Source organism: Lentzea sp. NPDC036955 (assembly GCF_055608005.1).
Genome location: NZ_JBVJRC010000004.1, coordinates 213024 through 237950 on the forward strand (window position 1 = coordinate 213024; position 24927 = coordinate 237950).

At 69.9% G+C, this 24927-nt stretch carries 22 protein-coding genes; 8 read left to right on the forward strand and 14 right to left on the reverse strand.

Features of this window, described 5'->3' with window-relative positions:
- Nucleotides 1-542 precede the first annotated feature (542 nt).
- From rsmG to ACZ7CF_RS14455, 3 genes are all read left to right on the forward strand, one after another.
- Nucleotides 543-1190, forward strand: a complete 648-nt coding sequence (gene rsmG / locus ACZ7CF_RS14445; protein ID WP_470369990.1) for a 16S rRNA (guanine(527)-N(7))-methyltransferase RsmG — start codon at nt 543-545, stop codon at nt 1188-1190.
- Nucleotides 1191-1282: 92 nt separating this feature from the next.
- Nucleotides 1283-2158: a ParA family protein gene (locus tag ACZ7CF_RS14450; protein ID WP_360397094.1), complete on the forward strand. Its 876-nt coding sequence runs from the start codon at nt 1283-1285 to the stop codon at nt 2156-2158.
- Entirely contained in the window at nt 2155-3129 is a 975-nt protein-coding gene (locus ACZ7CF_RS14455; protein WP_360397095.1) for a ParB/RepB/Spo0J family partition protein, read from the forward strand. Before ACZ7CF_RS14450 ends, ACZ7CF_RS14455 begins: the two co-directional genes overlap by 4 nt.
- Before the next feature lie 101 nt (nt 3130-3230).
- On the opposite strand, the gene ACZ7CF_RS14460 is transcribed toward ACZ7CF_RS14455, so the two are convergent.
- Entirely contained in the window at nt 3231-4175 is a 945-nt protein-coding gene (locus ACZ7CF_RS14460; RefSeq protein WP_360397096.1) for a D-alanine--D-alanine ligase family protein, read from the reverse strand.
- A 16-nt stretch (nt 4176-4191) separates the two neighbouring features.
- Nucleotides 4192-5508: an aminotransferase-like domain-containing protein gene (locus ACZ7CF_RS14465; RefSeq protein ID WP_360397097.1), complete on the reverse strand. Its 1317-nt coding sequence runs from the start codon at nt 5506-5508 to the stop codon at nt 4192-4194.
- 134 nt (nt 5509-5642) lie between these two features.
- On the opposite strand from ACZ7CF_RS14465, the gene ACZ7CF_RS14470 reads away from it, so the two are divergent.
- The gene (locus ACZ7CF_RS14470; RefSeq protein ID WP_458429837.1) at nt 5643-6275 is read left to right on the forward strand and encodes a GNAT family N-acetyltransferase; all 633 of its coding nucleotides are present in this window, start codon (nt 5643-5645) and stop codon (nt 6273-6275) included.
- Between the two features lie 67 nt (nt 6276-6342).
- Here the strand turns inward: ACZ7CF_RS14470 and ACZ7CF_RS14475 are convergent, their stop codons facing one another.
- The 9 genes from ACZ7CF_RS14475 to ACZ7CF_RS14515 form a co-directional block, all read right to left on the reverse strand.
- Entirely contained in the window at nt 6343-7482 is a 1140-nt protein-coding gene (locus tag ACZ7CF_RS14475; RefSeq protein WP_360393757.1) for an N-acetylmuramoyl-L-alanine amidase, read from the reverse strand.
- A 231-nt stretch (nt 7483-7713) separates the two neighbouring features.
- Nucleotides 7714-8043, reverse strand: a complete 330-nt coding sequence (gene trxA / locus ACZ7CF_RS14480) for a thioredoxin (protein WP_053732153.1) — start codon at nt 8041-8043, stop codon at nt 7714-7716.
- Between the two features lie 46 nt (nt 8044-8089).
- On the reverse strand, nt 8090-9070 hold the full coding sequence (gene trxB, locus ACZ7CF_RS14485; RefSeq protein WP_360393760.1) for a thioredoxin-disulfide reductase: 981 nt from the start codon (nt 9068-9070) through the stop codon (nt 8090-8092).
- Nucleotides 9071-9172: 102 nt separating this feature from the next.
- The gene (locus tag ACZ7CF_RS14490) at nt 9173-9919 is read right to left on the reverse strand and encodes a hypothetical protein (protein ID WP_360393763.1); all 747 of its coding nucleotides are present in this window, start codon (nt 9917-9919) and stop codon (nt 9173-9175) included.
- Nucleotides 9916-10533 (reverse strand): RNA polymerase sigma factor SigM, encoded by a 618-nt coding sequence (gene sigM / locus ACZ7CF_RS14495; protein WP_360393766.1) that lies wholly within the window; start codon nt 10531-10533, stop codon nt 9916-9918. Before sigM ends, ACZ7CF_RS14490 begins: the two co-directional genes overlap by 4 nt.
- Nucleotides 10534-10641: 108 nt before the next feature.
- On the reverse strand, nt 10642-12162 hold the full coding sequence (locus ACZ7CF_RS14500) for a protein kinase family protein (RefSeq protein ID WP_360393769.1): 1521 nt from the start codon (nt 12160-12162) through the stop codon (nt 10642-10644).
- Between the two features lie 37 nt (nt 12163-12199).
- The gene (gene murJ, locus ACZ7CF_RS14505) at nt 12200-13840 is read right to left on the reverse strand and encodes a murein biosynthesis integral membrane protein MurJ (RefSeq protein ID WP_470369756.1); all 1641 of its coding nucleotides are present in this window, start codon (nt 13838-13840) and stop codon (nt 12200-12202) included.
- A complete protein-coding gene (locus ACZ7CF_RS14510; protein WP_470369757.1) occupies nt 13837-16164 on the reverse strand; it encodes a DUF6049 family protein in 2328 nt (775 codons plus the stop codon). Before ACZ7CF_RS14510 ends, murJ begins: the two co-directional genes overlap by 4 nt.
- On the reverse strand, nt 16161-16676 hold the full coding sequence (locus ACZ7CF_RS14515; RefSeq protein ID WP_360393777.1) for an NUDIX hydrolase: 516 nt from the start codon (nt 16674-16676) through the stop codon (nt 16161-16163). The genes ACZ7CF_RS14510 and ACZ7CF_RS14515 overlap by 4 nt, the downstream gene beginning before the upstream one ends.
- 42 nt (nt 16677-16718) lie before the next feature.
- On the opposite strand from ACZ7CF_RS14515, the gene ACZ7CF_RS14520 reads away from it, so the two are divergent.
- The gene (locus tag ACZ7CF_RS14520) at nt 16719-18155 is read left to right on the forward strand and encodes a CCA tRNA nucleotidyltransferase (RefSeq protein ID WP_360393780.1); all 1437 of its coding nucleotides are present in this window, start codon (nt 16719-16721) and stop codon (nt 18153-18155) included.
- A gap of 85 nt (nt 18156-18240) precedes the next feature.
- Nucleotides 18241-18495 (forward strand): LuxR C-terminal-related transcriptional regulator, encoded by a 255-nt coding sequence (locus tag ACZ7CF_RS14525; RefSeq protein WP_360393783.1) that lies wholly within the window; start codon nt 18241-18243, stop codon nt 18493-18495.
- Here the strand turns inward: ACZ7CF_RS14525 and ACZ7CF_RS14530 are convergent.
- On the reverse strand, nt 18424-19764 hold the full coding sequence (locus ACZ7CF_RS14530) for an MFS transporter (protein ID WP_458429839.1): 1341 nt from the start codon (nt 19762-19764) through the stop codon (nt 18424-18426). The two genes, ACZ7CF_RS14525 and ACZ7CF_RS14530, sit on opposite strands and share 72 nt — an antisense overlap.
- A 237-nt stretch (nt 19765-20001) precedes the next feature.
- Here ACZ7CF_RS14530 and ACZ7CF_RS14535 point away from each other — a divergent pair, with 237 nt between their 5' ends.
- On the forward strand, nt 20002-20574 hold the full coding sequence (locus ACZ7CF_RS14535) for a YqgE/AlgH family protein (RefSeq protein WP_360393789.1): 573 nt from the start codon (nt 20002-20004) through the stop codon (nt 20572-20574).
- Nucleotides 20575-20613: 39 nt separating this feature from the next.
- Here ACZ7CF_RS14535 and ACZ7CF_RS14540 read toward each other — a convergent pair whose 3' ends face one another.
- A complete protein-coding gene (locus ACZ7CF_RS14540; protein ID WP_360393792.1) occupies nt 20614-21018 on the reverse strand; it encodes an SdpI family protein in 405 nt (134 codons plus the stop codon).
- Nucleotides 21019-21268: 250 nt separating this feature from the next.
- Here ACZ7CF_RS14540 and leuS point away from each other — a divergent pair, with 250 nt between their 5' ends.
- Entirely contained in the window at nt 21269-24046 is a 2778-nt protein-coding gene (leuS, locus tag ACZ7CF_RS14545) for a leucine--tRNA ligase (RefSeq protein WP_360393795.1), read from the forward strand.
- A gap of 27 nt (nt 24047-24073) precedes the next feature.
- Here leuS and ACZ7CF_RS14550 read toward each other — a convergent pair whose 3' ends face one another.
- Entirely contained in the window at nt 24074-24799 is a 726-nt protein-coding gene (locus ACZ7CF_RS14550; protein WP_360393798.1) for a TetR/AcrR family transcriptional regulator, read from the reverse strand.
- Nucleotides 24800-24927 lie beyond the last annotated feature (128 nt).

Sequence of the window (24927 nt, forward strand, 5' to 3'; positions counted from 1 at the left end):
GTTCGCTGTCTCCGGGGAGGGAGCCGCGGGGAGGGGACCCTCCTCGCGGACGCTGCGCTCCCCCGCTGTCTTCCCCGCTGTGCTCTTTGGCGCTTGGCGACCGCCGCGCCCGAAGATTCCGCCGCGGCCAGTCACTGCAGCGACCAGCCACCGCAGCGATCGCCGTTCCACGTGAAACTTCCTAACCCGCGCCGCCCGCCACGTCTCCTGCCAGTTCGACTACTCCCCCGTGTCCGGCATCGAGAGCCCGCCTGCCTCTGAGATCAGCCGCCACGCTTCCGTCGGCTCCACGCCGTCCGGTCCTCGATCGGGATGCCGCCGGGTGGGTGCGCCATGGTCGAGATGGTGCCCGGACCGCCCCAGGAGACGGTGTGGATGGGTGGTCTCACGATTTGCCTCAAGTTTCACGTGAAACGGTGCTCAGGATTTGGCGGAGCACACGGTGCATCCGTCATGATGGTGCCCTGGCATTCGCCAGCTTTTCCACCGGCCGCCGGAACGCCGCCGCCGCGTGGTTTCACGTGAAACGTCGGACGGAGAACATGGCCGGGGAGTTGCCCGACAACGCGAAGCTCGTCTTCGGTGAGCACGTCGAGCGTGCCGCCGAGTTCGTCAGGCTCCTGGAGGAGCACGGCGTCGAGCGGGGGCTCATCGGGCCCCGTGAGGTCGACAAGATTTGGGATCGGCACGTGCTCAACTCGGCGGTCATCGAGCAGGTGATCCAGCCGAACGAGCGGGTTGTCGACGTGGGCTCCGGTGCCGGGCTGCCGGGCGTGCCGCTGGCGATTGCTCGACCCGATCTCCGGGTCACGCTCCTGGAGCCGATGGCGCGGCGGATCGCGTGGCTCGAAGAGGTCGTCGAGAAGCTCGGCCTGAGCAACGTGGCGGTGGTCCGCGGGCGGGCCGAGGAGGGTCCGGTCAAGGACCGCCTCAAGAACTGTGACGTGGTGACCGCGCGGGCTGTTGCTCCGCTCGACAAGCTCGCGCGGTGGTGCCTCCCCCTGCTCAAGGGTGGCGGGCGGATGGTGGCGCTCAAGGGCGAGCGCGCGCAGGAGGAGTTGGACCGCGACGGAACAGCTGTGCGGCGTCTTGGGGGCGTCAACGGACATGTCGTCGTCGTGGGAGCGGACGTACTTGAGGTGCCGACGACGGTGCTCATCGTCGAGCGCCAGACGCGAAGGGATCGGTGAGCGTGTACCCGGAGTTCCAAACTGCCGACGTTTCACGTGAAACTGGATCCCAGCCGAAGCCGAAGCCGACCAAAAACGGAGATGACAGCGCCGTGGTGTGGACCCCGATTGCAGAAGAGGCGGCTCGTGCGGCAAACGTGCTGCACCCTGACGAGTCCCTGCTCCCCCGCCCGAGGCACCGGCGGGTCATCACCGTCGCCAACCAGAAGGGTGGCGTCGGCAAGACGACGAGCACGGTGAACCTCGCCGCCGCACTCGCCATCCACGGGCTCAAGACGCTCGTGATCGACCTCGACCCGCAGGGCAACGCGAGCACGGCGCTCTCGGTCGAGCACCGGTCCGGCACGCCGTCTGTCTACGAGGTGCTCATCGGTGAGATCTCCATCGCCGAGGCGGCTCAGGTCAGCCCGACGTCCCCGAACCTCTACTGCGTGCCCGCGACGATCGACCTCGCCGGCGCCGAGATCGAGCTCGTGTCCATGGTGTCCCGCGAGTCGCGCCTCAAGGAGGCGCTGAGCCCGGAGGCACTGGACGAGCTCCAGCCCGACTACGTCTTCATCGACTGCCCGCCGAGCCTCGGCCTGCTGACCGTCAACGCGATGGTGGCCGCCCAGGAGGCGCTCATCCCGATCCAGTGCGAGTACTACGCGCTGGAAGGGCTGAGCCAGCTGCTGCGCAACATCGAGCTCGTGCAGCACCACCTGAACCCGGACCTCGGCATCTCCACGATCCTGCTGACGATGTACGACGGCCGCACCAAGCTCGCCGACCAGGTGACGAGCGAGGTGCGCAGCCACTTCGGCGACACGGTCCTGCGGACGGTGATCCCGCGGAGCGTGAAGGTCAGCGAGGCGCCGGGCTTCGGGCAGACGGTGCTGACGTACGACCCCGGCTCGCGCGGGTCGATGAGCTACCTCGACGCCGCCAAGGAGATCGCGCAGCGCGGGGCCAAGGGAGAGGGCGCATGACGGAACAGCGCAAGGGGGGACTCGGGCGCGGCCTGGCCGCGTTGATCCCGCAGGGTCCGCCACCCGGCGCGCCCAGCGCCATCAAGCCCGTGCTGACGGGCAACGGTGCCAAGGCCCAGCAACAGCACCAGCAGTCCCCCGTCGGCGAAGTGGCGGGCGCTGTCTACCGGGAGATCGCGGTCACCGCGATCAGGACGAACCCGAAGCAGCCGCGCCAGGTGTTCGACCCGGACGCGATCAACGAGCTGTCGTTCTCCATCAAGGAGTTCGGGCTCATGCAGCCGATCGTCGTGCGCGAGCTCGGCGGTGACACCTACGAGCTCGTCATGGGCGAGCGCCGGTGGCGGGCCACCCAGCAGGCCGGGCTCAAGACCATCCCGGCGATCGTGCGGCAGACCGCCGACGACGTGATGCTGCGCGACGCGCTGTTGGAGAACATCCACCGCGTCCAGCTGAACCCGCTCGAAGAGGCGGCGGCCTACCAGCAGCTGCTGGAGGAGTTCGGCGTCACGCACGAGGAGCTCGCCGACCGCATCGGCCGCAGCCGCCCCGTCGTCACGAACACCATCCGCCTCCTCAAGCTCCCCCTCCCCGTTCAGCGCCGGGTCGCGGCGGGCGTGCTCAGCGCCGGCCACGCCCGCGCACTGCTCGGTCTCGACGACGCCGGCGCGCAGGAGGAGCTCGCCGCCCGGATCGTCGCGGAGGGCATGTCGGTCCGCGCGACCGAGGAAGCGGTGACGATCGCCAAGAACGAGAAGCCGGCGAAGGCGAAGCAGGCCCCGCGCAAGCAGTTGCACGCGCCGGGTCTGCAGGAGCTCGCCGAGCGCCTCTCGGACAGCTTCGACACCCGCGTGAAGGTCGAACTGGGGCAGCGGAAGGGCCGGATCGTCGTCGAGTTCGGGTCAGTTGACGATCTTGAGCGGATCGTCGGCCTGATGAACTCGAATCCGACAATTCGGACTTCGGAGTAGGCCCATAGGATCACCCACGGGCCTTGTGTCACGGTGACGATGACGCCCCACATCCGAAAGGATACGGGGCGTCACCTGTTTTCCGTTGTCGACAGAGGGCCTCAGCGAGCGACGGCGCGCTCCACCAACCCCGCGTAGATCTCCCCCAGCGACTGCCCCGCCGCCTCGACGGCCATCGGCAGGAGCGAGGTCTCGGTCAGTCCGGGCGACACGTTCACTTCAAGGAAGTAAACGGTCCCGTCCTCCGCCACCACCGCGTCGGTCCGCGACACGTCCCGCAGCCCGAGCAACCGGTGGGCCGCGACCGCGAGCTCGCCGACCGCCTTCGCCGCCGCCGGGTCCAGCCGGGCCGGCGCGTGGAAGTCGGTCAGCCCGGCGGTGTAGCGGGCGGTGTAGTCGTACACGCCGGTCTCCGGCACGATCTCGACGGCGGGCAGTGCCGTGGGCCCGTCCGGACCGTCGACCACCGAGACCGCCACCTCGACGCCGGCGATGAACTGCTCGGCCAGGACGGTGTCGCCGTAGGCGAGGCAGCCGACCATCGCCGGCGGCAGCTCCGCGGCGTCCCGCACCACCTGGGCGCCCAGCGCCGAGCCGCCCTGGTCCGGCTTGAGCATCAACGGCAGCCCCAGCGTCGACACCATCGCGTCGAGCACCGGCTTGGCACCCAGCTCCCGGAACGTCGCGTGCGGCAGGACCACCCACTCCGGCGTCGCCAGGCCCGCACGGGCCAGCTCAGCCTTCGCAGTCGGCTTGTCCCACGCCCGGCGGCACGCACGCGAGTCCGTGCCGACGTAGGGCACGCCGAGCATCTCCAGGATCGCCTGCACCGAGCCGTTCTCGCCCTCACCGCCGTGCAGGGCGACGACGACGGCGTCCGGGCGGTGCTCGCGCAGCCGCGTCACCAACGAGGCGTCGGCGTCCCACTCCTCCACGGTGACGCCCACCGAGCGCAGCGCGGCGGAGAGCCGGCGGCCCGAGCGGAGCGAGACCTCGCGTTCGTGGGAGAGCCCACCGGACAGCACAGCGACCATGCGGTCAGCCACAGCACAACTCCAAGGATCAGGCGGTGTCGGGCGACGGGGTCTGCGGACCGGACAGCTGCCGGCCCGTCGTCGCCCCGAAGGTCGCGGCCAGCTGCATCTCGTCCTCGATGACGTTCGCCAGGCGGCGGACGCCCTCCCGGATGCGCTCCGGCGTCGGGTAGCAGTACGAGATGCGCAGCTGGCGGGAGCCGAAGCCGTCCGCGTAGAAACCGGTGCCGGACGCGTACGCCACGCGGGCGGTCACGGCACGCGGCAGCATCGCCTTCGTGTCGATGCCCTCCGGCACGGTCACCCAGACGTAGAAGCCGCCATCCGGGATGTTCCACGTGGAACCTTGCGGCATGTGCTGCTCAAGCGCCGAGATCGCCGCGTCCCGCCGTTCGCGGTAGGCCTCGCGGTAGGTCTTGATCTGACCCTTCCAGTCCTGCGTCGACAGGTACCGGGACACGATCATCTGGTTCAGCGTCGGCGGGCACAGGGTGGCCGACTCGGCCGCCAGCACCAGCTTCTCCCGCACCGCGTGCGGGGCCAGCACCCAGCCGACCCGCAGACCGGCGGCGAACGTCTTCGAGAACGACCCGAGGTACACGACGTTGTCCGGGTCCATCGACCGCAGCGCCGGGTACGTCTGCCCGTCGAACCCGAGCAGGCCGTACGGGTTGTCCTCCACGACCAGCACGCCGTAGCTGCGGCAGATCTCCAGGATCTCAGCCCGCCGCGACACCGCCAGCGTCACGCCGGCCGGGTTGTGGAAGTTCGGGATCGTGTAAAGGAACTTCACCCGCTGCCCGGCGCGCTTGCAGGCTTCCAGCGCCTCTCGCAGCAGCGAGGGCACGAGCCCATCGGCGTCCATCGCCACGTGCACGACCTGCGCCTGATAGGCCGTGAACGACCCGAGAGCCCCCACGTACGACGGACCCTCCGCGATCACCACGTCACCGGGGTCGCAGAAGATCCGGGTGACCATGTCCAGGCCCATCTGCGAGCCGACCGTCACCACCACGTCGTCCGGGTGGCCGTTGATGCCCTCCATGGCCATCACGTCGCAGATCTGCTCGCGCAGCAGTGGAACACCGTGCGCCGAGCCGTACTGCAACGCCACGAGACCTTCGGTGGCGACGAGCTGGCCGATCTCCGCGGACAGCGAGTCCAGCGGCAACGCGGCCAGGTGCGGCATGCCGCCCGCCAGCGAGACCACCTCGGGACGTGACGCGACTGCGAAAAGTGCCCGGATCTCCGATGCCGTCATCCCTGCCGTGCGCGCTGCGTAGCGGCGGAGGTGGGGGTCAAGGCTTCTGGGGCCCTGCTTGGCGGGCTGTCCGGGCATCGTCATGAGGGACTCCTGAATGGGAATTGTCCCGAGCGAGTGTAACCGTCGTCCCGTTCAGGGCACGCGCCTTCCCGGTTCCGTCACATTCGCCTACGCTCGTGTGGGTTCACTGTGTGTGTTAACGGGTGGAGGTCGGGGTGTCCCGTCGCGTCGTGGGCGTCACGCTGGACAACCTGGAGCATCTCTCCAAGCACAGCAGAACGTGCGTCTTCTGGGAACTGGCCCCTCACCTGCGCGAACAGGCCGAGGAGTACGGGGACACGGAGTTCGAGAAGGAAGCCTGGGTCTCCAGCGTCCTGCTCGAGTGGGGCTCGTGCGGCCGTCTCATCTACTGCGACGGCATTCCGGCCGGTTCGGCGTTCTACGCACCGCCCGCTGCCGTGCCGCGCAGTGCTGCCTTCCCCACCTCGCCGGTCAGCCCGGACGCGGTCCTGCTGACGTCGCTCGACGTGCTCCCCGAGTTCCGCGGCGGAGGACTCGGCCGCGTGCTCGTGCAGGCCGTGGCGAAGGACCTGACCCGGCGCGGCGTGAAGGCGGTCGAGGCGTTCGGCGACATGCGGCCGGACGACGAGGCGAGCAGTTGCGTCACGCCTGCCGACTTCCTCACGAGCGTCGGCTTCAAGACCGTGCGGCCGCACCCGCGCTGGCCCCGGTTGCGTCTGGAGCTGCGCAGCGCCATCACCTGGAAGGAAGACGTCGAGGCCGCCCTCGAACGCCTCCTCAACAGCGTCACCGTCTCGACCGCGGAACCCAGCTTCCGCCCGGCCTGAGACGTCACGCGGGGGCCCCGCGTTCCCTCCAGGGGAACGCGGGGCCCCCGCGTGACATGTGAAACGGCTAGCTCTTCGACATCTCGTAGCGCAGCAGGTCGTTGAACGTGAACGTGCCCGTCGGCTGGTCGTCCTTGCCGAGCAGGTAGAGGCGCTTCACGGCCACGAGGATGCCCTCGGCGACGATGTCGCGGAAGCCGGGCGTGGCCAGCCGGGCGCGGTCCTCGGCGTTCGTCAGGTAGCCCACCTCGACGCGGACGGCCGTGCAGCGGGTGAGCCGCAGCAGGTCCCACGTCTTCGGGTGCGAACCGCAGTTCACCATCGACGTGCGGGCGGTGACCTCGCGCTGGATGAACCCGGCGAGCGCCTCCCCCACCGTCGACGACGTGCCGTTGCCGGTGCCGTAGTGGAACGTCGACACGCCCTGCGCGTTCGGCGACGAGTTGCCGTCCGCGTGCAGCGACAGGATCAGGTCGGCGCCGGCCTCGTTCGCGAAGCGCGCGCGCTCGGCCTCGTCCGGGCAGTTGGCGGGCCCGCGGGTGAGCAGCGCCTCCATGCCGGTCGCCGCCATCTTGCCCTCGAGGCGACGGGCCAGGTCCAGCATCAGGTCCGACTCGGACACGCCGTCCACGACCACACCGCGGTCCTGGCCGCCGTGACCGGGGTCGATGACGATCCGCTTGCCCGACAGCCGCGAACCGGCCGTGCGGACCTGCTCCTGCTCGCGCAGCAGCACCGGACGCCCGCCGCGGACCTTCGGCTGGAGCTGGCGCAACGCGCGCACCGTGTCCGGACCGCACATGCCGTCCACGATCAGGCCGTAGTCGCGCTGGAAGTTCCTCAGCGCCTGCTCGGTCTGCTGACCGAACACGCCGTTCGCCCGGCCGGCGTCGTAGCCGAGCTCGAGCAGGCGTTCCTGCAACATCAGCACGTCGTCACCGGTCGTCGGCTGCGACATCAGGAACGCGAGCGGCCGGTCCCCCAACCGGAAGGTCGCGTCCCGCAGCGAGCGGTAGGTGGCCGGGCCGACGATGCCATCGATGATCAGCCCCCGCTGCTGCTGGAACGCGCGCACGGCGTGCTCGACCTGCTGGTCGAACTCCGGCGGCGCCTGTGGGTCGGCCGGCGGAAGCAGTCCGAGCCTGGTCAGGGTCGACCGGATCTCGGCAACATCACTTCCGACGTCCCCGCGGCGGAGCAGCTGCATGCACCCTCGCTCGACTAGGGCGCCGATCGCTGTCGGCGCGGTAGGTGGGAAGCCCTCATTGTGCCCTGCTGCTCTTAGTGATCGATGCAGGGCTACTCACAGTCGTACTTGGATCACCTTCGAGAGAGCCGCGAAGCAACGTGGCCCGCCCGTCCTATCGATAGACGGGCGGGCCACGTTGCACGTTGCACGCGAGTGGCTGACTGCGTGATCAGCCAACCACGTCGGTCGTCAGCCGATCACGTCGGCCAGGTCGTTCAGCAGCGCCGCCTTGGGCTTCGCGCCGACGATCTGCTTCACCGGACGGCCGCCCTGGAACAGGATCAGCGTCGGCACGGACATGATCTGGTAGTCGCGGGCGATCGAAGGGTTGGCGTCGATGTCGACCTTGGCGATGGTGAGCTTCTCGCCGTGCTCGGCGGCGATCTCCTCCAGCACCGGCGCAACCATCTTGCACGGGCCGCACCAGGTCGCCCAGAAGTCGACCAGCACGGGCTTCTCGCTGGTCAGCACGTCGTCCGCGAACGACTTGTCGGTCACCGTGACGGTGGCGCCTGCCATGGTTCTCTCCCTAGTTCCGAAGTCAGAAGGTCCGTGCAGAGGAACTTCAGCTGCTCTTGCCGTAGCCGCCGCCGACCGCCTCCGCGGCGATCTCGGCGTGCTCTTCGCCGTGCTCGGCCAGCCACCGCTCCGCGTCGATCGCGGCGCTGCAGCCGGAGCCGGCGGCGGTGATCGCCTGGCGGTACTCGTGGTCGACGAGGTCGCCGGCCGCGAACACGCCGTCCAGGTTCGTGTAGGAGGTCTTGCCCTTGGTCAGGACGTAGCCCTCCTCGTCCAGGTCGACCTGGCCCTTGACCAGCGCCGAGCGCGGGTCGTGGCCGATCGCCAGGAAGAAGCCGGTCACCGGCAGCTCGGACTCGGCGCCGGTCTGCGTGTCCCTGACCTTGATGGACGACACGGTGCCGTCACCCAGCACGTCGGTGACCTGGGTGTTCAGCTGCCACTTGATCTTCTCGTTGGCGCGGGCGCGCTCCAGCATGACCTTGGAGGCGCGGAACTCCTCGCGGCGGTGGATGACCGTCACCGACTTGGCGAAGCGGGTGAGGAAGGTGGCCTCCTCCATCGCCGTGTCACCGCCGCCGACGACCGCGATGTCGTGGTCGCGGAAGAAGAACCCGTCGCAGGTCGCACAGGCCGACACACCGCGGCCGAGCAGCTCCTGTTCGCCGGGGATGTTCAGGTAGCGGGCCGCGGCGCCCATCGCGAGGATGACGGCCTTGGCCTCGTAGGTGACGCCGTTCGCGACGACCTTCTTGACCTCGCCGGTCAGCTCGACCGACTCGACGTCCTCGGCCCGCAGCTCGGCGCCGAAGCGGGTCGCCTGCTCGCGCATCTGCTCCATGAGCTCGGGGCCCATGATGCCGTCGCGGAAGCCGGGGTAGTTTTCGACCTCGGTCGTCGTCATGAGGGCGCCGCCGTACTGCGAGCCCTCGAATACCAGGGGCTCGAGCTGCGCGCGTGCGGCGTAGACCGCCGCGGTGTAGCCCGCAGGCCCCGATCCGATGATGATCACGTTGCGCACGCTCACGGTCCCGGCAACTCCTCGATCTCGTCGTCTGACTGGCTCAACGGATCGTAGGTGCAGCTAATTCCGTGATCTGAGCGACCACCTCCGTGATCGATCCCGTCGCTACCTCTGGCCGATGGTGGTGTTCGCCAGAACGCCCTCCGGCTTGTCCGGTCCGCAGGTGTCGGGGTCCAGCACGACCAGCCGGTACTGGCCCAGCCCTGCGGGCAGGACGGCCATCACCGCGTTCCTGCCGTCGAGCGTGATCGGGCTGATCCCCAGCGGCTTCGCCGAGCTGGCGATGCCACCGCCCTGCAGGCAGCCGGCCAGACGGTCCTGGGTCTCCAGCGGGCCGTAGTTCTGCGCCTTGAGCACGTCACCGACCGCGGCGCCCAGCTCGGACTCCTTCACGGCCAGCGGCGGTTCGGCCGCGGGGTTCGTGGTCGTCGTCGGCTTGGTCTGCTGCGCGGCGGGCGGGTTGTTCGCCTGGTCACCGCCGGGCGACATCGCGAAGACGATGCCGAACGCGGCAGCGGCCGCGACCAGCACCCCGCCGCCCAGGCCCATCCTGCGGTTGCGCCTCTTGCGGGCCTCGTCGAGCGACACGACGGGTGCGACCGGCCTGGCCTCCGCGGCGAGCGCCGCGTCGATCCGCGCCGCCACGTGGTCGGGCATCGGGATCGGGGGCAACGCCTCCAGGTCCGCCAGCGTCGCGTCCAGCGCGTCGAGGATCTCGCGGGCCTCCTGGTCCGCCTCGACGCGCGGGCGCAGCTGTGCGGCGACCTCAGGGGGCAGCACGCCCGCGTGCAGGTCCGCGATGAGGTCAACCGACCACGGCGGACCCATCGGCACGCGCTCCATGCCGGTCATCGGCCCTCCCACTGACGTTGCTCTTGCACATTCACACCGTCAGCTGGGACGTTCGCATCTGCGACTCGGTTCCTGAGGTGCCCGAGAACTTTGGCGAGCTTGGCGCGACCTCGCGCACACCGGCTCTTCACCGTGCCCTCCGCGATGCCGAGCAGCTTCGCCGTCTCCGCGACGGAGTAGCCCTCGACGTCGACCAGCACGATGGGGGCGCGCTGCTCCTCCGGCAGCTCCATCAGCGCTTTCTGCACGATCAGGCTGGTCTCGCGGTCGCTCATCGCGTCACGGGGTGCGACGGGCTCGCCGGGACCGGCCTCGGGCAGCGGCACCGTGGGTCTTGTTTGTCGCCGTCTCATCCGGTCGAGGCACGCGTTCACCACGATCCGGTGCAGCCAGGTGGTGACCTGTGACTCCGCGCGGAACGACGACGCCGCCCGGAAGGCCGAGATGAACGCCTCCTGGAGCGCGTCCGCGGCCTCCTCCGGGTCGCGCAGCGTGCGCAGCGCCACCGCCCACATCCGGTCGCGGTGCCGTTTCACCAACTCCGAGAACGCGTAGGGGTCACCTGCGGCGTGGGCCGAGATGAGGTCGGCGTCCGAGCTGGCTGCGGCGGTCACGGCCCGAGGATAGCGAGGCTGGTCACAGCCGATCTGCCCGGGATCACCGCTGATCGCACGCGGGGACCCTTCGTGCGCCAGGAGAGTACGAAAGCTCCCCGCGTGCACTCACTGAGCGCGGGTGTAGAGGATCTCGCGGATCTCCGACTGGTTCTTGCCGGCGCCGGGGCTGGAGAGCTGAGTGATCCAGATCAGCACGTGCGCGGCAGGTTCGTGCTCGGCCAGCTGGATCTGGGTCTGCCCGTTGGACAGGTCGCCCTCGCCGATGATCTTCGTTTCCTCCAGCGGCGCGTCCTGCGACGACGCCACCCGGATCTGCACGTGGGTCTTCTCGCTCGGCGAGGTGATCGTGATCGACGCCAGCCGCACCGGCTCCGCGAACGACCCCATCAGCCCGATGCCCGGCTTCAGCGCGGGGAACTGCTGGAAGTAGTTGTCCGTCCGCCAGAACGTGCTCGCGTTGTTGTCGACCGCGCGGCTCGCCTGGTTCGCGCTGTCCGGCTGGTTCGTCACGTCGTAGACGCCGATCCGGCCCGGCTGCACCGGTCCCGCGGGTTTCGGCGCCTCGGCGGTCTGGCCGTTCGTGCCCGGCTGGTTGACCACCACCGTCGGGCCGCCGCCCTTGGTCGGCTCGTCGCTGAAGAACCCGACGATCTGCATGCTCAGCCACACGATGACGGCGACCGTCGCGGCCGCGAGCACACCGACGCTGATCCACAGCTTCTTCTTCTGCTGCTTGTCCTGCACCGGGCGCTGGGTCGTCCACACGACCTCGTCGTCCTTCGACGAGGAGGTCGTGCCCACGGCCGGGATCAGCGAGGTCTCGGCCTCCTCCGCCGCGATCTGGTCGAGCACCTGGAGGATCGCCGCGGACGTGCGGATGCCGCCCACCGACGTGTCCTCCAGCGAGCGCACCGCGACCGAGGACAGCTCGTGGGGCAGGTACGGGTGCAGCGCGTTGGGGGCGATCACGGTGCCGTCGGGACCGGTCGGGGCGAGCGGCACGTCGGCCGGCCCGCCCGGCAGCGCCCACCGGCCCGTGAGCAGCAGGTACAGGATCGCGCCGAGGCCCTTGACGTCGTCACGCGCGATGGCGTCCGGTCGCGGGCCGGGGAACGCGAGGCGCAGGCGGCCGTCCGAGGTGACCCGGATGCGCTGCGGGTGGTCGGCGCCCAGCACGAGACCGGCGTGGTGCGCGCCCTCGATGGCGGCGCCCAGCGGTTCCAGCAGCCTGGTCGCGGCGCCCGCGGGCAGCGGGCCCTCCGCGATCAGGTCCATGAGGTCGGTGCCCTGGGTCCACTCGGCCACGACCATGCCGAGGATGCCCTCGTCCGGCCGGATGCCGGTGCCCGGCGTCAGCACGTCGATCACCCGCGACACACCGGGGTGCGTGAACGACGCGGCGTGCATCGCGCGTTCGACCGTCCGGCGGGCACGGGCGGCGGCCTCGTTGTCCGCGAGGTCGCCGAGCAGGATGGTCAGCGCCACGTCCCGGTTGAGCTGACCGTCGCGGCCACGCCACAGCTCCGCGTTGGATCTGGCGTCGGAGCCGGATTGCGCGAGCAGCCGGTACCGGCCGTTGCCGATGACACCGCCGGGGACCAGGGCGGCGTGGACTCCGCTACTCACGGGCACCAGGCTACGGGAAGACGCTCACGGACTGGAGTCATCGGCGCCGCACCAAACGGTTGATCTTGTCGATCGCCGGCTTCATCTCCGGCACCCGGAACGCGGCCAGCAGACCGAACGCGAGCGGCAGGCCGATCACCGTCACCAGGATGGTCTCGACCCATCCGGCGGCAACCGGGTGGATCGACCCGAACGCGCCCAGGACCAGCGCGTTCATGCCCTTGGCCACCGCGAAGGCGATGGCCGATGCGACCACGGTCAGGCAGATCGTCCAGATCGTGAACCCGGTGCGCAGCCGGCCCAGCCGGACCCGCAACCACACCTGACCGGCCACGGCGCCGAAGACGAAGCTGAGCGACATGGCGAGCGACACACCGACGGCGAGCTGCTCCGGCTCGGACACGGCGAGGAAGAAGTAGAGCAACCCGATCCGGACCGCCACGATCAACGCTTGGAGCAACGTCGGCGTGCGCGCGTCCTTCATCGCGTAGAAGACGCGCAGCTGCAGCAACGTCACCGCGTAGGGCACGAGTCCGAACGCCGACAGCGCCAGCGCCAGGCCGATCATCGTGCCGCCGTCGACGCCCGACCTGCCGTGGCCGAACGCGGCGAGGCCGATCGCGACACCGGAGACCGTCATCAGCACGCTGAACGGCATCAGCAGGATCGCCGACATGCGGTTGCCGAACAGCAGGTCCCGCACGATCTGCTCGTTGTCGCCGTGCGCGGCCGCCCGGCTCATCCTCGGCATCAACGCCGTGAGCAGCGAAACGCCGAGCACGCCGTACGGCACCTGCGCGATCAGCCACTGGTAGTTGTAGGCACCCAGCGCACCGTCGCTGTGCGTCGCCACCTTGGTCAGCACGGTCATGCTGGCGAGACCGAGGCCGACGTAGAGCATCACCCAGAACGCCAGGTTGCCGAACTCGGACAGCCGGGCGTCCCAGCCGAACCGCCACTTGAACCGGAAGCCGGTCCTGCGCAGCGCCGGCACCAGCACCAGGGCCTGCACCGCGACGCCGAGGGCGGTGCCCAGGCCGAGCACGAGCAGGTGGACGTCGGTCATGCGCACCGGGTTGAGCGAGAGCTCGCCGGGCAGCATCCAGTAGACGCCCAGCACCCCGATCACGACGACGTTGTTCAGCACCGGCGCCCAGGTGGGCAGGCCGAACACGTGGCGGGCGTTCAGCACCGCGCTGAGCAGCGCGGTCAGCCCGTAGAAGATGATCCCCGGCAGCACCAGGTAGGCGAACGCGGTGACCAGCGCCGGGTTCGCGGTGGGCGAGTCGGCGATGAAGAGCTTGGTCAGCAACGGCGCGCACGCCACCGCGACCACCGTGCCGACGGCGAGGACCGCCATGCCCATGCTGATCAACCACTGGGCGTACGACTCACCGCCGTCGCCGTCCTCCTTCTCGGCCCTGACCAGCAGCGGGATCGCCACGCTGGTCAGGATGCCGCCCAGGAGCAGCTCGTTGATCATGGTCGGCAGCGTGGAGGCCGCCTGGTACGAGTCGTTGAGGGTGGTGACGCCGAGCGCCGACACCAGCAGGACCTTCGACAGCAGGCCGGTGATGCGGCTGACGATCGTGGCGATCGCCATGGAGCCGCTGGCCCTGGCTACCGAGGGTGCCTGCTTCTGCTGCCCTGGCTCGGTGGTCGTGGCTGACTCGCTCACGCGCTCGACTTCTCCGGTGTCACGTTCTCGATGGACGGTGCGTCGTCGCCGTTCTCGCCGTTGCGAGCCCGGACCCGCCTGATGATCCGCCGTCCCGAGAGCAGGACGAGCGCGATCGCGGCCACCACGGTGACGATCACCGTGGTGGTGCCGTAGGCGGACGACGACACCTCCAGCTTGACAGTGTCACCCAGAGCGACGCCGTCGGGAGTGGTCAGCCGGACGTTGACCGGGAACCGGCCGGAGCGCAGCACCTCGACCGGCACCCGCACGACCCGCTCGCCGCGGGCGGGCAGCACCTGGTCAGCGAGCTCCTTGGCGCGGATGCCGGGCGTCTCGGCGAGCACGATCCGCACGGTCACGCGGACGTCGAGCTTGTTCGTGATGGTGACGGGGATGGGGCTGTCACCGGAGCCGAGCAGGATCGAGCTGTTCGGCGGCGTGACGCTCACGAGGCCGGACAGCCGGTTGATCTCGCTGTCGCTGATGTACGCCGCGGTGCGCGCGCCGTTCTCGTCACCGCGCCACGCGCTCGACATCGCCCGCAGCTGGCCCAGGCGCAGCGGGCCGGCCAGGTCGGCGGGAGCGGCGTGCTCGCGGTCCTCCTGCTGCATCGACTTCACCAGACCGGCGAGCGCGAGGTTCTGGCTCGCGACCGAGTCGGCGATCGAGGCGGAGATCTCCCGCGCGCCGGCCTCCGCCGGGTAGGTGAGCTTGGCGCCGGACGCCTCCGGCTTGGCCCTGACCAGCTCCTCCAAGCCGACCTGGGTCGCGTAGCCGGCCGTGACCAGGCGCTGGGCCGCCGACAGGAGCTCGTTCATCTCCGACAGCGGCGCGTTCCACCGGCGCGGCGGCGTGACCAGCACGGTGCGGCCGTCGCCCTGCCACCCGGCCCGGAACGCGAGCGCGGCCAGTGCGTTCTGCACGGACACCGGCTGGCTCTCCACCGGCGTCGTGACCCCGGACAGCGTGCGCGGGCGGGACTCGCCGCCCTGCAGCGCGTCGGACACCATCGAGTCGATCCGCACCGCGGTGACCGGGCGGTCCACGGAGAGCAGCCGGACGGGCGCGGTGCCGGGCGCGTCGGCGACGGCGGACGGCGCGAGCAGCACGGACTTCATGCCGTTGTAGTCGAGGTCCTCGTCAGAGGGGTGGTCCTGCCCGGAGCCCAGCTCGTCGAACGTCGCCTGGTCGAGCAGGCCGTCCTCGGGCCACACCAGCTCGGGCAGCGGCTGGACGGCGAGGATTCGCCTGACCTCGTTCACGCCGCCGCTGAGCGCGAGCGTGCGCATGTCGCCGAGCTTGGCCTTGGTGAGCGCCACGAGGTCGGCGTCGGCGTCCGGCATGGCCACGACGCACCGGCCGGCGACCGCGCGCTTGAGCCGGTCGAGCCACAGCTGGGCCTCCGCCCGGCCCCTGCCCTCGGCGCCACCGCGAATCCGGTAGCCGGTCGTCATCGCCTCGACGGTGCGCAGCAGGTCGGGGTCGACGGCCAGGCACAGCGAGGTGCTCATCGACGACACGGCCTGCTCGTAGGCCTGCAGCAGGCCGTACAGCCGGCCGTTGACCGACAGCGACAGCGCCAGCTCGTCGTCGACCAGCTCGGAGTCGCCCTCGCCGCCCAACCGGGCCAGCCTGGGCTTGTCCGCGATCGGCCACAGCATGGTCAGCTTCGCGGGGTCCCCCGCCTTGGTCTTCGTGCCGCCGCCGGGCACGCCGAGCACCGGCAGCAGCGTCGACAACGCGGCCAGCCGCGCCGTGCCGCCGTAGTCCGGCTTGCCGTTGATGTTGGCGAGGACCGGGTAGATGCCCGGCTCCTCGATGCCGAGCGAGGTGGGCGCGGAACCGCGCAACGGCACCTCGAGCGTGAAGTCGCGCTGCTGGCCCGGCTGGAGCTCGTCGGCGACCTCGGTGAACCTGGGCTGGACGAACTCGGCGGCCGCCGGCTCGCGCAACGCCTTGCGCAGGTCGTCCTCGGTGCCGAGCGGCTCACCGCGCTCCAGGCGCAGCACGATGTCGGACACCTTGCGGTCGCCGACGTTGACGACCCGGCCGCTGATCGTGATCTTGTCCGGCGAGTCGCCGGTGACGAACCGCGGGGTCAGCTGCGCGATGTCCATGCGCACGAACTGCGGCGGCTGCTGCTGGCCCGGCTGCGAGGACAGCGGCCTGGTCGCCCACACCTGGGTGGCGGGCGCCGGCGCGAACGGCAGCGCGTTGACCTGCTCGGGTTCGTCCTGCTGCTCGACCGCGAGCACCGGGGGTGTCGCTGTCAGCAGGAAGGCGCCGACGGCAGCTGTGCAGAGGAGCTTCCTGACGCTCACGCCGACTCGGCCCCTTCACGGGGGCGGCCGGAGAGCAGTTCGGCGGCTCGGCGGACCAGTCGGCGCTCGTCGGCATGCGCGAGTCGCTCGTCCAGTTCGCCGAGTGGCACCCACGCCACCTCGGTGACCTCCACGTCTTCGTCGGAAAGCTCTCCCCCCGTCGCTTCGAGGAGGAAGTGGTGAACGGTCTTGTGCACCCTGCGGTCGTCAGCGACGAACCAGTAGTCGATCGACCCCAGCGGGCGCAGGACCCTGCTATGAATACCGGTCTCCTCGGCGACCTCGCGCACCGCGGTCTGTTCCGCGGTCTCGCCCGCCTCGATGTGACCCTTCGGCAAAGACCACAGCAACCGGCCGCGCCGGTCAAGTCTGCCGATCACCGCCGCCCGCTGCTCGCCGTCGAGCACCAGGCCGCCCGCCGACGTCTCGTCGACGGTCTTGAGCCGCCGGCCCCGGCGCCGCTTCCGGCGCCCCGGCGTGGCACCTCCGGATCGAGCGGCTGACGGGGGCATACGGCCGATCGTACTTACGATCGTTGAGTACGCTGGTTTCTCGTGTCTCGACCGCTCCAGCAGAATGCGGTGGTGGAAGAGCCCACCATCACACCAGTCGTCGCCGAGCTCGCCGAGCGGTTCGCGACCGCCGGCAAGCGCCTCTACCTCGTCGGCGGCAGTGTGCGCGACGCCGTCCTGGGGCGCCGGACGAACGACTTCGACTTCACCACGGACGCGCGCCCCGCCGAGATCCAGAAGATCCTCACCGGCTGGTCCGACGCCCAGTGGGACACCGGGATCGCGTTCGGCACGGTCGGCGCGTCCAAGCAGGGCGAGATCATCGAGATCACGACCTTCCGCGCGGACGTCTACGACGGCGTCACCCGCAACCCCGAGGTCACGTTCGGCGACTCCGTCGACGGCGACCTGGTCCGCCGCGACTTCACGGTCAACGCCATGGCGTTCGACGTGGCCGCCCGTCAGTTCGTCGACCCGACCGGTGGCCTGGCCGCCGCACGCGAGGGGGTGCTGGACACGCCGGCGACCCCGCAGGAGTCGTTCGGCGACGACCCGCTGCGGATGCTGCGCGCGGCGCGGTTCGTCTCCCAGCTGGGCTTCACCGCGGCGCCGCGGGTGGTGGAGGCGATGCGGTCGATGGCAGGCCAGCTCGCCCGCATCACGCCGGAGCGCGTGCAGGTGGAGCTCTCGAAGCTCCTGTGCGGGGCGCACCCCCGCCGCGGCATCGAGCTCATGGTCGAGACCGGCCTGGCGGACATCGTCCTGCCGGAGCTCACGGCCATGAAGCTGGAAATCGACGAACACCATCAGCACAAGGACGTCTTCGACCACTCGCTGGTTGTGCTGGAACAGGCGATCGATCTCGAAGATGTCGATCAGTCACCTGACCTGGTGCTGCGCATCGCGGCGCTGCTGCACGACATCGGCAAGCCGGCCACGCGGAAGTTCGAGTCCGGCGGCGGCGTCTCGTTCCACCACCACGAGGTCGTGGGCGCGAAGATGGTCCGCAAGCGCTTGCGGGCGTTGCGGTACTCGAAGGAGATCACCGAGGACGTCGCGAAGCTCGTCTACCTGCACCTGCGGTTCCACGGCTACGGCAACGGCGAGTGGACCGACTCGGCCGTGCGCCGGTACGTGACGGACGCCGGCGACCTGCTGACGCGGTTGCACAAGCTCGTCCGCGCCGACTGCACGACGCGCAACAAGCGCAAGGCGAACCAGCTGCAGCGGACGTACGACTCCCTCGAAGAACGCATCGCGCGCATTGCGGCCGAGGAGGACCTTGCGCGCGTGCGGCCGGACCTCGACGGCAACGAGATCATGAAGCTGCTCGGCCTGCCGCCGGGGCCGCAGGTCGGTGCCGCGTGGAAGTTCCTCAAGGAGCTGCGCCTGGACCGGGGGCCGCTGGACCGCGACGAGGCCGAGGCCGCGTTGCTCGACTGGGCCCGCGACCAGGGTCTTACGCCACCAAACGGGTGACCCATCGTGAGCGCATGAAATCCCCGCGTTAGCGAACTGACAGCGCGCCACGGCACCATGGGTACTGCTCATGGGGGTGATGCAGATGTTCACTTGGGGACTTTCCGCTGGTCCGGTCGTGCACGACCTGGACGAGCTGACCGACGACCAGCGGGCCGTGCTGCGCTGTCTCGCACGCGGTCACGCCGACCACGAGATCGCGCGCGTGCTCGGTCTCGGGCACCAGCGGGTGGCCGACGAGGTCGCCGACATCCTGCGGCGGCTCGACCTACCCGATCGGGTGGCTGCTGTCGTCTTCGCGCACGAGAGCGGCATGCTGCGCCTGCCGTTTCCGCGCTAGCAGGAGCAGGTAGGCGCCCAGACCGGCCAGGTAGAGACCGGCGGCGGTGACGATGAGAGCGGGCGAGCGCCCGTCCAGGGGGATCACCGTCGCCGTGAGGGACACCGCGGTGACCTGCATGACGTTGAACAGGGTGTCGTAGAGGGCGAACACCCTGCCGCGCACCTCGTCGCCGACGTCGTGCTGCACCGCGGTGTCCACGCACAGCTTGACGACCTGACCGGCGAAGATGAGGAAGAAGCTGGCCGCGAGGATCGACGGCAGCGTCATCGGCAACCCGAGCGCGAGCTGGGCCACCGCGGTCAGCACGAGCGTGCCGCAGATCGTGCGCTTGATGCCGAACCGGCTGACGATCCGGTCGGTGAGGACGCCGGCGAGCAGGATGCCCGCGCCACCGGCGATGGCGACCTCGCCGAGCCCGCCGATGCCGGCCTTGAGGATGCCGACGTCCTCCAGGGCGTAGCGCATCAGCAGCAGCGTGATGATGAGGTTCACGCCGAACGCGGCCCGGTGCGCCAGCAGCGCCGCGAGGCTGGCCGTGACGCTCGGCGTGCGCAGGGTGGCCTTCGCGCCGTCCAGCAGACCGCGGGCGACGGCCTTGACCGCGTTGTGCGGCTCGTCGACCTCGTCGGGCCCGAGGGCGCCCGCCTTGAACCGGCTGGCGATGAACGCGCTGAGCAGCATGCCGGCCGCGGCGATGCTGGTGGTCCACCCCGACCCGCCGTCACCGGCGCCGAGCACCGCGCGGAACGCGATCGCACTGGCCGCGCCGACCACCGACATGACCGCACCCGCGGTCGCGGCCAGCGCGTTCGCCTCGACCAGGTGGTCCGCCGGCACGACGTGCGGCAGCGCCGCGCTGAGCCCCGACCCGACGAACCGGCCGATGCCCATGACGATGAGCGCGAAGACGTACAGCGGTAGCCCGGACAGCCCCATGCCGACCGCGACGGCCGTGAACAGCACGAACGCGGCGCGCAGGAGGTTCGCGACGAGGACGACCCGCCTGCGGTCCCACCGGTCCAGCAGGGCACCGGCGAACGGTCCGATGAACGAGTACGGCAGCAGGAGCACGGCGAACCCGGCGGCGATCTCGGCCGGGTGGGCCTGCCGCTCCGGGTTGAACAGCACAGCTCCGGCGAGGCCCGCCTGGAAGAGCCCGTCACCCCACTGCGAGGCGAGCCGGGTGGCCAGGAGCCTGCGGTACGCCGGGATGCCGAGGAACCGGCGCGAGCCCCAGTGGTGCTTCCGCTCCGCAGCCGTTGTCACGCCTGCACTCTATGCTCGCCTGCCCGGAAACCACGAAAGCCGGACCTCACGGTCCGGCTCCCCTGGATCGGATGCCAGGTCGCCTCACGGCGCGGTGCACTACGCGGCTCCAGCCGTACGGTATTCCGCGAAGGCGGTTGTCTGTTGAGCCCGGGGGACACAAAGACATCCGACAGTTAAGTCTAACGGGGCGCGGCCCTGAGTTGTTCCGGCGATCACGGATGATTTCATGGTGACGTGCGTCCCGATGCCGAGGTCGAAGCTGGCTCCCTGTTGGTTGCCGCCCCGAGCCTGACCGACCCGAACTTCACGCGCACGGTCGTCTACATCATCGACCAGCGCCCAGAGGGAACCCTCGGCGTCGTGCTGAACCGCCCCTCCGAGGTGGCCGTCCTCGACGTCCTGCCGCCGTGGGGCCCGCACGTCACCCGCCCGCAGTGCATCCACATCGGCGGTCCGGTCGAGCAGAAGACGGCGCTGTGCCTGGCGGCGCTGAAGGCCGGTACCGACCCCGAGGAGGTCGAGGGCCTGGTCGGCGTGCAGGGCCCGGTGGCGCTGGTCGACCTCGACGCCGACCCGGAGAGCCTGCTGCCGCTGGTCCGCGGCCTGCGGGTGTTCGCGGGGTACTCGGGCTGGGGCGAGGGCCAGCTGGCCGGCGAGATCGAGCGCGGCGACTGGATGGTCGTCACTGGCCTGGCCGACGACGTGCTGGCCGGGGCGAACGTCGACCTGTGGGGCCGGGTGCTGCGCCGGCAGGGCATGCCGCTCGCGCTCCTGTCGACCTACCCGACCGACGTCCGCCTCAACTGATTCACGTGAAACGTCCGAGCCGCGAACGGCTCGGGTGGCTCAGAGACCGGCGAGCGGCGAGCAGCCGCCACCACCGCAGGCGCAGCCGCCGCAGCCCTTGGGCTTGACCGGCTCCGGCAGCGCCTCGGCCGCGCGGTGCCCCAGCACGCCACCGGCGACGGCGATGCCGAGCGCGCCGACCAGGCCGATGACCCCGGCCGTGACGGCCAGGTCGGGCAGCGCGAACGAGACGGCGCCCGACACGACGGCCACGAGGCCGGCCGCGACGTTCGGCACCCCGGCGACGCGGTTGGCCAGCGCGAACGTCTCCTCGTCCCGCAGCGCCGCCGCCGTGCGCACCCCGACGAAGCGGTTGCGCCGCAGCTTGCCCTGCAGACCGAGCAGACCGACGGCGCCGAGAGCGACGCCGAGCACACCCAGGACGACCGACAGCACGATGTTCACCCCATGAGGGTAGGTGCTGCGCCGCGTTCACCGGAAAGTCACCCCGGCCCGATGTGCCGCACGACACCGCCCGGTTCGGGTCGCTTGCGGTGCGCTGATACCGTTGACGGCATGAGCACGGCCCGCCTGCTCCTTATCTAGCCGCGACGACCTGATCGCAAGACGGTCGGCGCGGCAGCCCTCCATGCCCATCTGGGCTGGGGGGTTTCGTCATGTCAGGGGCAGGATCGATGGTGAGAGGGACGTTGAGATGAGCACGGACGCGGCGGAGATCCCCGCCTACCGCTACACCGCGGAGCTGGCGAACCGGATCGAGGAGCGGTGGCAGCGGTACTGGGAGGAACACGGCACCTACCACGCGCCGAACCCCGTGGGCGCGCTCAAGGGTGACGTCCCGGACGACAAGCTGTTCGTGCAGGACATGTTCCCGTACCCGAGCGGTTCCGGCCTGCACGTCGGCCACCCGCTGGGCTTCATCGGCACGGACGTGTTCGCGCGCTACCACCGCATGAACGGCCGGAACGTGCTGCACACGATGGGCTTCGACGCCTTCGGGCTGCCGGCCGAGCAGTACGCGGTGAAGACCGGGCAGCACCCGCGCAAGACCACCGAAGACAACATGAACACCTACCTGCGGCAGATCCGCAGGCTGGGGCTGGGCCACGACGAGCGCCGCCGCATCGCGACGATCGACCCGGGTTACTACAAGTGGACCCAGTGGATCTTCCTGCAGATCTTCAACTCCTGGTACGACGCCGACGCGGGCAAGGCCCGTCCGATCACCGAGCTGGTCGCCCGGTTCGAGTCCGGCGAGCGTCCCACTCCGGACGGTCGCACGTGGTCTGAGCTGTCTTTTGCCGACCAGCAAAGGATCTTGGGCGATTTCCGGCTGGCGTACTTGTCGGAGGCGCCCGTCAACTGGTGCCCGGGACTGGGTACTGTGCTGGCGAACGAAGAGGTCACCGCGGACGGTCGCAGTGAGCGTGGCAACTTCCCGGTGTTCAGGAAAAACCTGCGCCAGTGGATGATGCGCATCACCGCGTACTCGGACCGGCTGATCGACGACCTGGACCGGCTGGAGTGGCCGGACAAGGTCAAGGCCATGCAGCGCAACTGGATTGGGCGCTCGCACGGTGCCCGAGTCCGATTTGCGGTGGGAAGCGAGAGCATTGAGGTCTTCACGACCCGTCCGGACACGTTGTTCGGCGCGACCTACGTGGTCCTGGCACCGGAACACGAGCTGGTGGACCAGATTGCGGCGCCCGATCGCGTGGCAGACATCGCCGCGTACCGGCGCGCGGCGTCCCTGAAGTCCGAGCTGGACCGCCAGGAGAACAAGGAGAAGACCGGCGTCTTCACCGGGGCGTACGCCACGAACCCGGTGAACGGCGCGGAGCTCCCCGTCTACGTCGCCGACTACGTGCTGATGGGCTACGGCACCGGCGCGATCATGGCCGTGCCCGGTCAGGACCAGCGCGACTGGGACTTCGCGAAGAAGTTCGACCTGCCGATCATCCGCACGGTCCAGCCGTCCGAGGGCTTCGAGGGCGAGGCGTTCACCGGCGAGGGTCCCGCGATCAACTCCGGGTTCCTGGACGGGATGCTGGTCGACGAGGCCAAGAAGACGATCATCGGCTGGCTGGAGGAGCACGGCCACGGCCGCGGCACCGTCCAGTTCAAGCTGCGCGACTGGCTGTTCAGCCGCCAGCGCTACTGGGGCGAGCCGTTCCCGGTGGTCTACGACGAGGACGGCACCGCGATCCCGCTGCCCGAGTCGATGCTGCCGATCGAGCTGCCCGACGTCGACGACTACTCCCCCCGCACGTTCGACCCGGAGGACGCGGACACCGTCCCGTCGCCGCCGCTGTCGCGCGCCGGTGAGTGGACGACGGTCGAGCTGGACCTGGGCGACGGGCTGAAGACCTACCGCCGCGACACGAACACCATGCCGAACTGGGCGGGTTCGTGCTGGTACCAGCTGCGCTACGTCGACCCGGTCGAGACCGAGCGGTTCGTCAACCCGGAGAACGAGCGGTACTGGCTGGGCCCGCGCACCGCCGAGCACGGCGCGAACGACCCCGGCGGCGTCGACCTGTACATCGGCGGTGTCGAGCACGCGGTGCTGCACCTGCTGTACTCGCGCTTCTGGCAGAAGGTCCTGTTCGACCTGGGGCACCTGTCGAGCGACGAGCCGTACCGCCGCCTGTTCAACCAGGGCTACATCCAGGCGTACGCGTGGACCGACGCCCGCGGCACGTACGTGCCCGCGACCCAGGTGGTCGAGGACGGCGGGAAGTTCTTCTACAACGGCGAAGAGGTCTTCCGCGAGTACGGGAAGATGGGCAAGAGCCTGAACAACGTCGTCACGCCGGACGAGATGTGCGAGACGTACGGCGCCGACACGTTCCGGTTCTACGAGATGTCCATGGGTCCGATGGACGTCTCCCGCCCGTGGGCGACCAAGGACGTCGTCGGTGCGCAGCGGTTCCTGCAGCGCCTGTGGCGCAACCTGGTCGACGAGACCGACGGCTCGCTGCGCGTCACCGACGAGGAGCCGTCCGCCGAGGCGCTGCGGCTGCTGCACAAGACGATCGCCGGCGTGCACGACGACTACGCGAACCTGCGCTACAACACGGCGGGCGCGAAGCTGATCGAGCTGAACAACTTCGTCACCAAGCACTACTCGGCGGGCACCCCGCGCGCCCTGGCGGAGCCGATGGTGCTGATGCTGGCACCGCAGGCGCCGCACGTGGCTGAGGAGCTGTGGACGAAGCTGGGCCACGAGGGCTCGCTGGCCCACGGCCCGTTCCCGAAGGCCGACGAGCAGTACCTGGTCGAGGACACGGTCGAGTACCCGATCCAGGTCAACGGCAAGGTCCGCTCGCGGGTCGTCGTGTCCGCCTCCGCCGCGCAGGACGAGATCAAGGCGGCGGCGCTGGCCGAGGAGAAGATCGCCGAGCTGGTCGCCGGTGGCGAGCCGCGCAAGGTGATCGTCGTCCCCGGTCGCCTGGTGAACGTCGTCCTGTAGGACGTCAGTCGACGAGGAGGCCGTTGCTCACTGGGCAGCGGCCTCCTCCTCGTCGAACCCGATGTCCGTGAGCAGCTGGTCGATCATGCTGTCGAACATCGGCTCCGGGTTGCTCACCGCGAACGGGAAGCGCCCGAACACCTCCAGCGCCACGTGCCCGTACAGCCGCACCCACGACTGCACCACGTAGTAGATCTTGCCCAGGCTGAGAACGTCGTCGCCGACGGTCACGCCGTGCTGCCCCACCACGTCGATCAGGACCTGCTGGAACCGCGCCAGGTCCTCGTGCAGCGCCTTCGGCACCGGGTCGTCCACGTGCTTGGCGCCCAGGTTGGACGCGATCAGCCCACCGGCGAGCTGCAGGAACACCGAACCGAACTGGTCGGCGCCGAGCGGGTCGCGGGGTGAGGCGAAGACCAGCGCGAACTCCTGCGGGTGGGCCAGCGCCCAGCGGCGGAAGCTGTGGCACACCGCCCGCACCTGGCAGTCCACCTGGTCGGACGTCTCCGCGGCCAGGTCGGCGTGCAGCGCGGCGCCCATGTCCTGGCAGATGTCGTCGCAGAGCTGGCGCAGCAGCGCGTCGTGCGAGTCGTAGTAGCGGTAGAGCGCCGGTGCGGTGATGCCCAGTTCGCGTGCGATCGCACGCAGGGTCACTGCGTCACGGCCGCGTTCCACCAAAAGGGCGCGGGCCGCCTGCCGAATCTCACGCTCTGTTTCTGCGCGAAGGCGGTCTCGGCGAGTGGCCTGGGTCATATGTCACTCCATCGGGTTGTAGACCCCGTGCACGGCCCCGTACGGTTTCAGTGAACGGTGTTTACAAGGTTCGGGTGTTCACGGTACTACCCAGGAGGCCGTCGTCCATGTTCGCGAAATGGGGCTCG

Coding starts and splice junctions, on each gene's coding strand:
- ACZ7CF_RS14490 (WP_360393763.1), bottom strand. CDS start 9,919: ATGACCGGCATGGAGCGCGTGCCGATGGGTCCGCCGTGGTCGGTTGAC.
- rsmG (WP_470369990.1), top strand. CDS start 543: ATGGCCGGGGAGTTGCCCGACAACGCGAAGCTCGTCTTCGGTGAGCAC.
- ACZ7CF_RS14465 (WP_360397097.1), bottom strand. CDS start 5,508: ATGACGATGCCCGGACAGCCCGCCAAGCAGGGCCCCAGAAGCCTTGAC.
- ACZ7CF_RS14525 (WP_360393783.1), top strand. CDS start 18,241: ATGTTCACTTGGGGACTTTCCGCTGGTCCGGTCGTGCACGACCTGGAC.
- trxA (WP_053732153.1), bottom strand. CDS start 8,043: ATGGCAGGCGCCACCGTCACGGTGACCGACAAGTCGTTCGCGGACGAC.
- ACZ7CF_RS14515 (WP_360393777.1), bottom strand. CDS start 16,676: ATGCCCCCGTCAGCCGCTCGATCCGGAGGTGCCACGCCGGGGCGCCGG.
- ACZ7CF_RS14475 (WP_360393757.1), bottom strand. CDS start 7,482: ATGCAGCTGCTCCGCCGCGGGGACGTCGGAAGTGATGTTGCCGAGATC.
- ACZ7CF_RS14550 (WP_360393798.1), bottom strand. CDS start 24,799: ATGACCCAGGCCACTCGCCGAGACCGCCTTCGCGCAGAAACAGAGCGT.
- ACZ7CF_RS14455 (WP_360397095.1), top strand. CDS start 2,155: ATGACGGAACAGCGCAAGGGGGGACTCGGGCGCGGCCTGGCCGCGTTG.
- leuS (WP_360393795.1), top strand. CDS start 21,269: ATGAGCACGGACGCGGCGGAGATCCCCGCCTACCGCTACACCGCGGAG.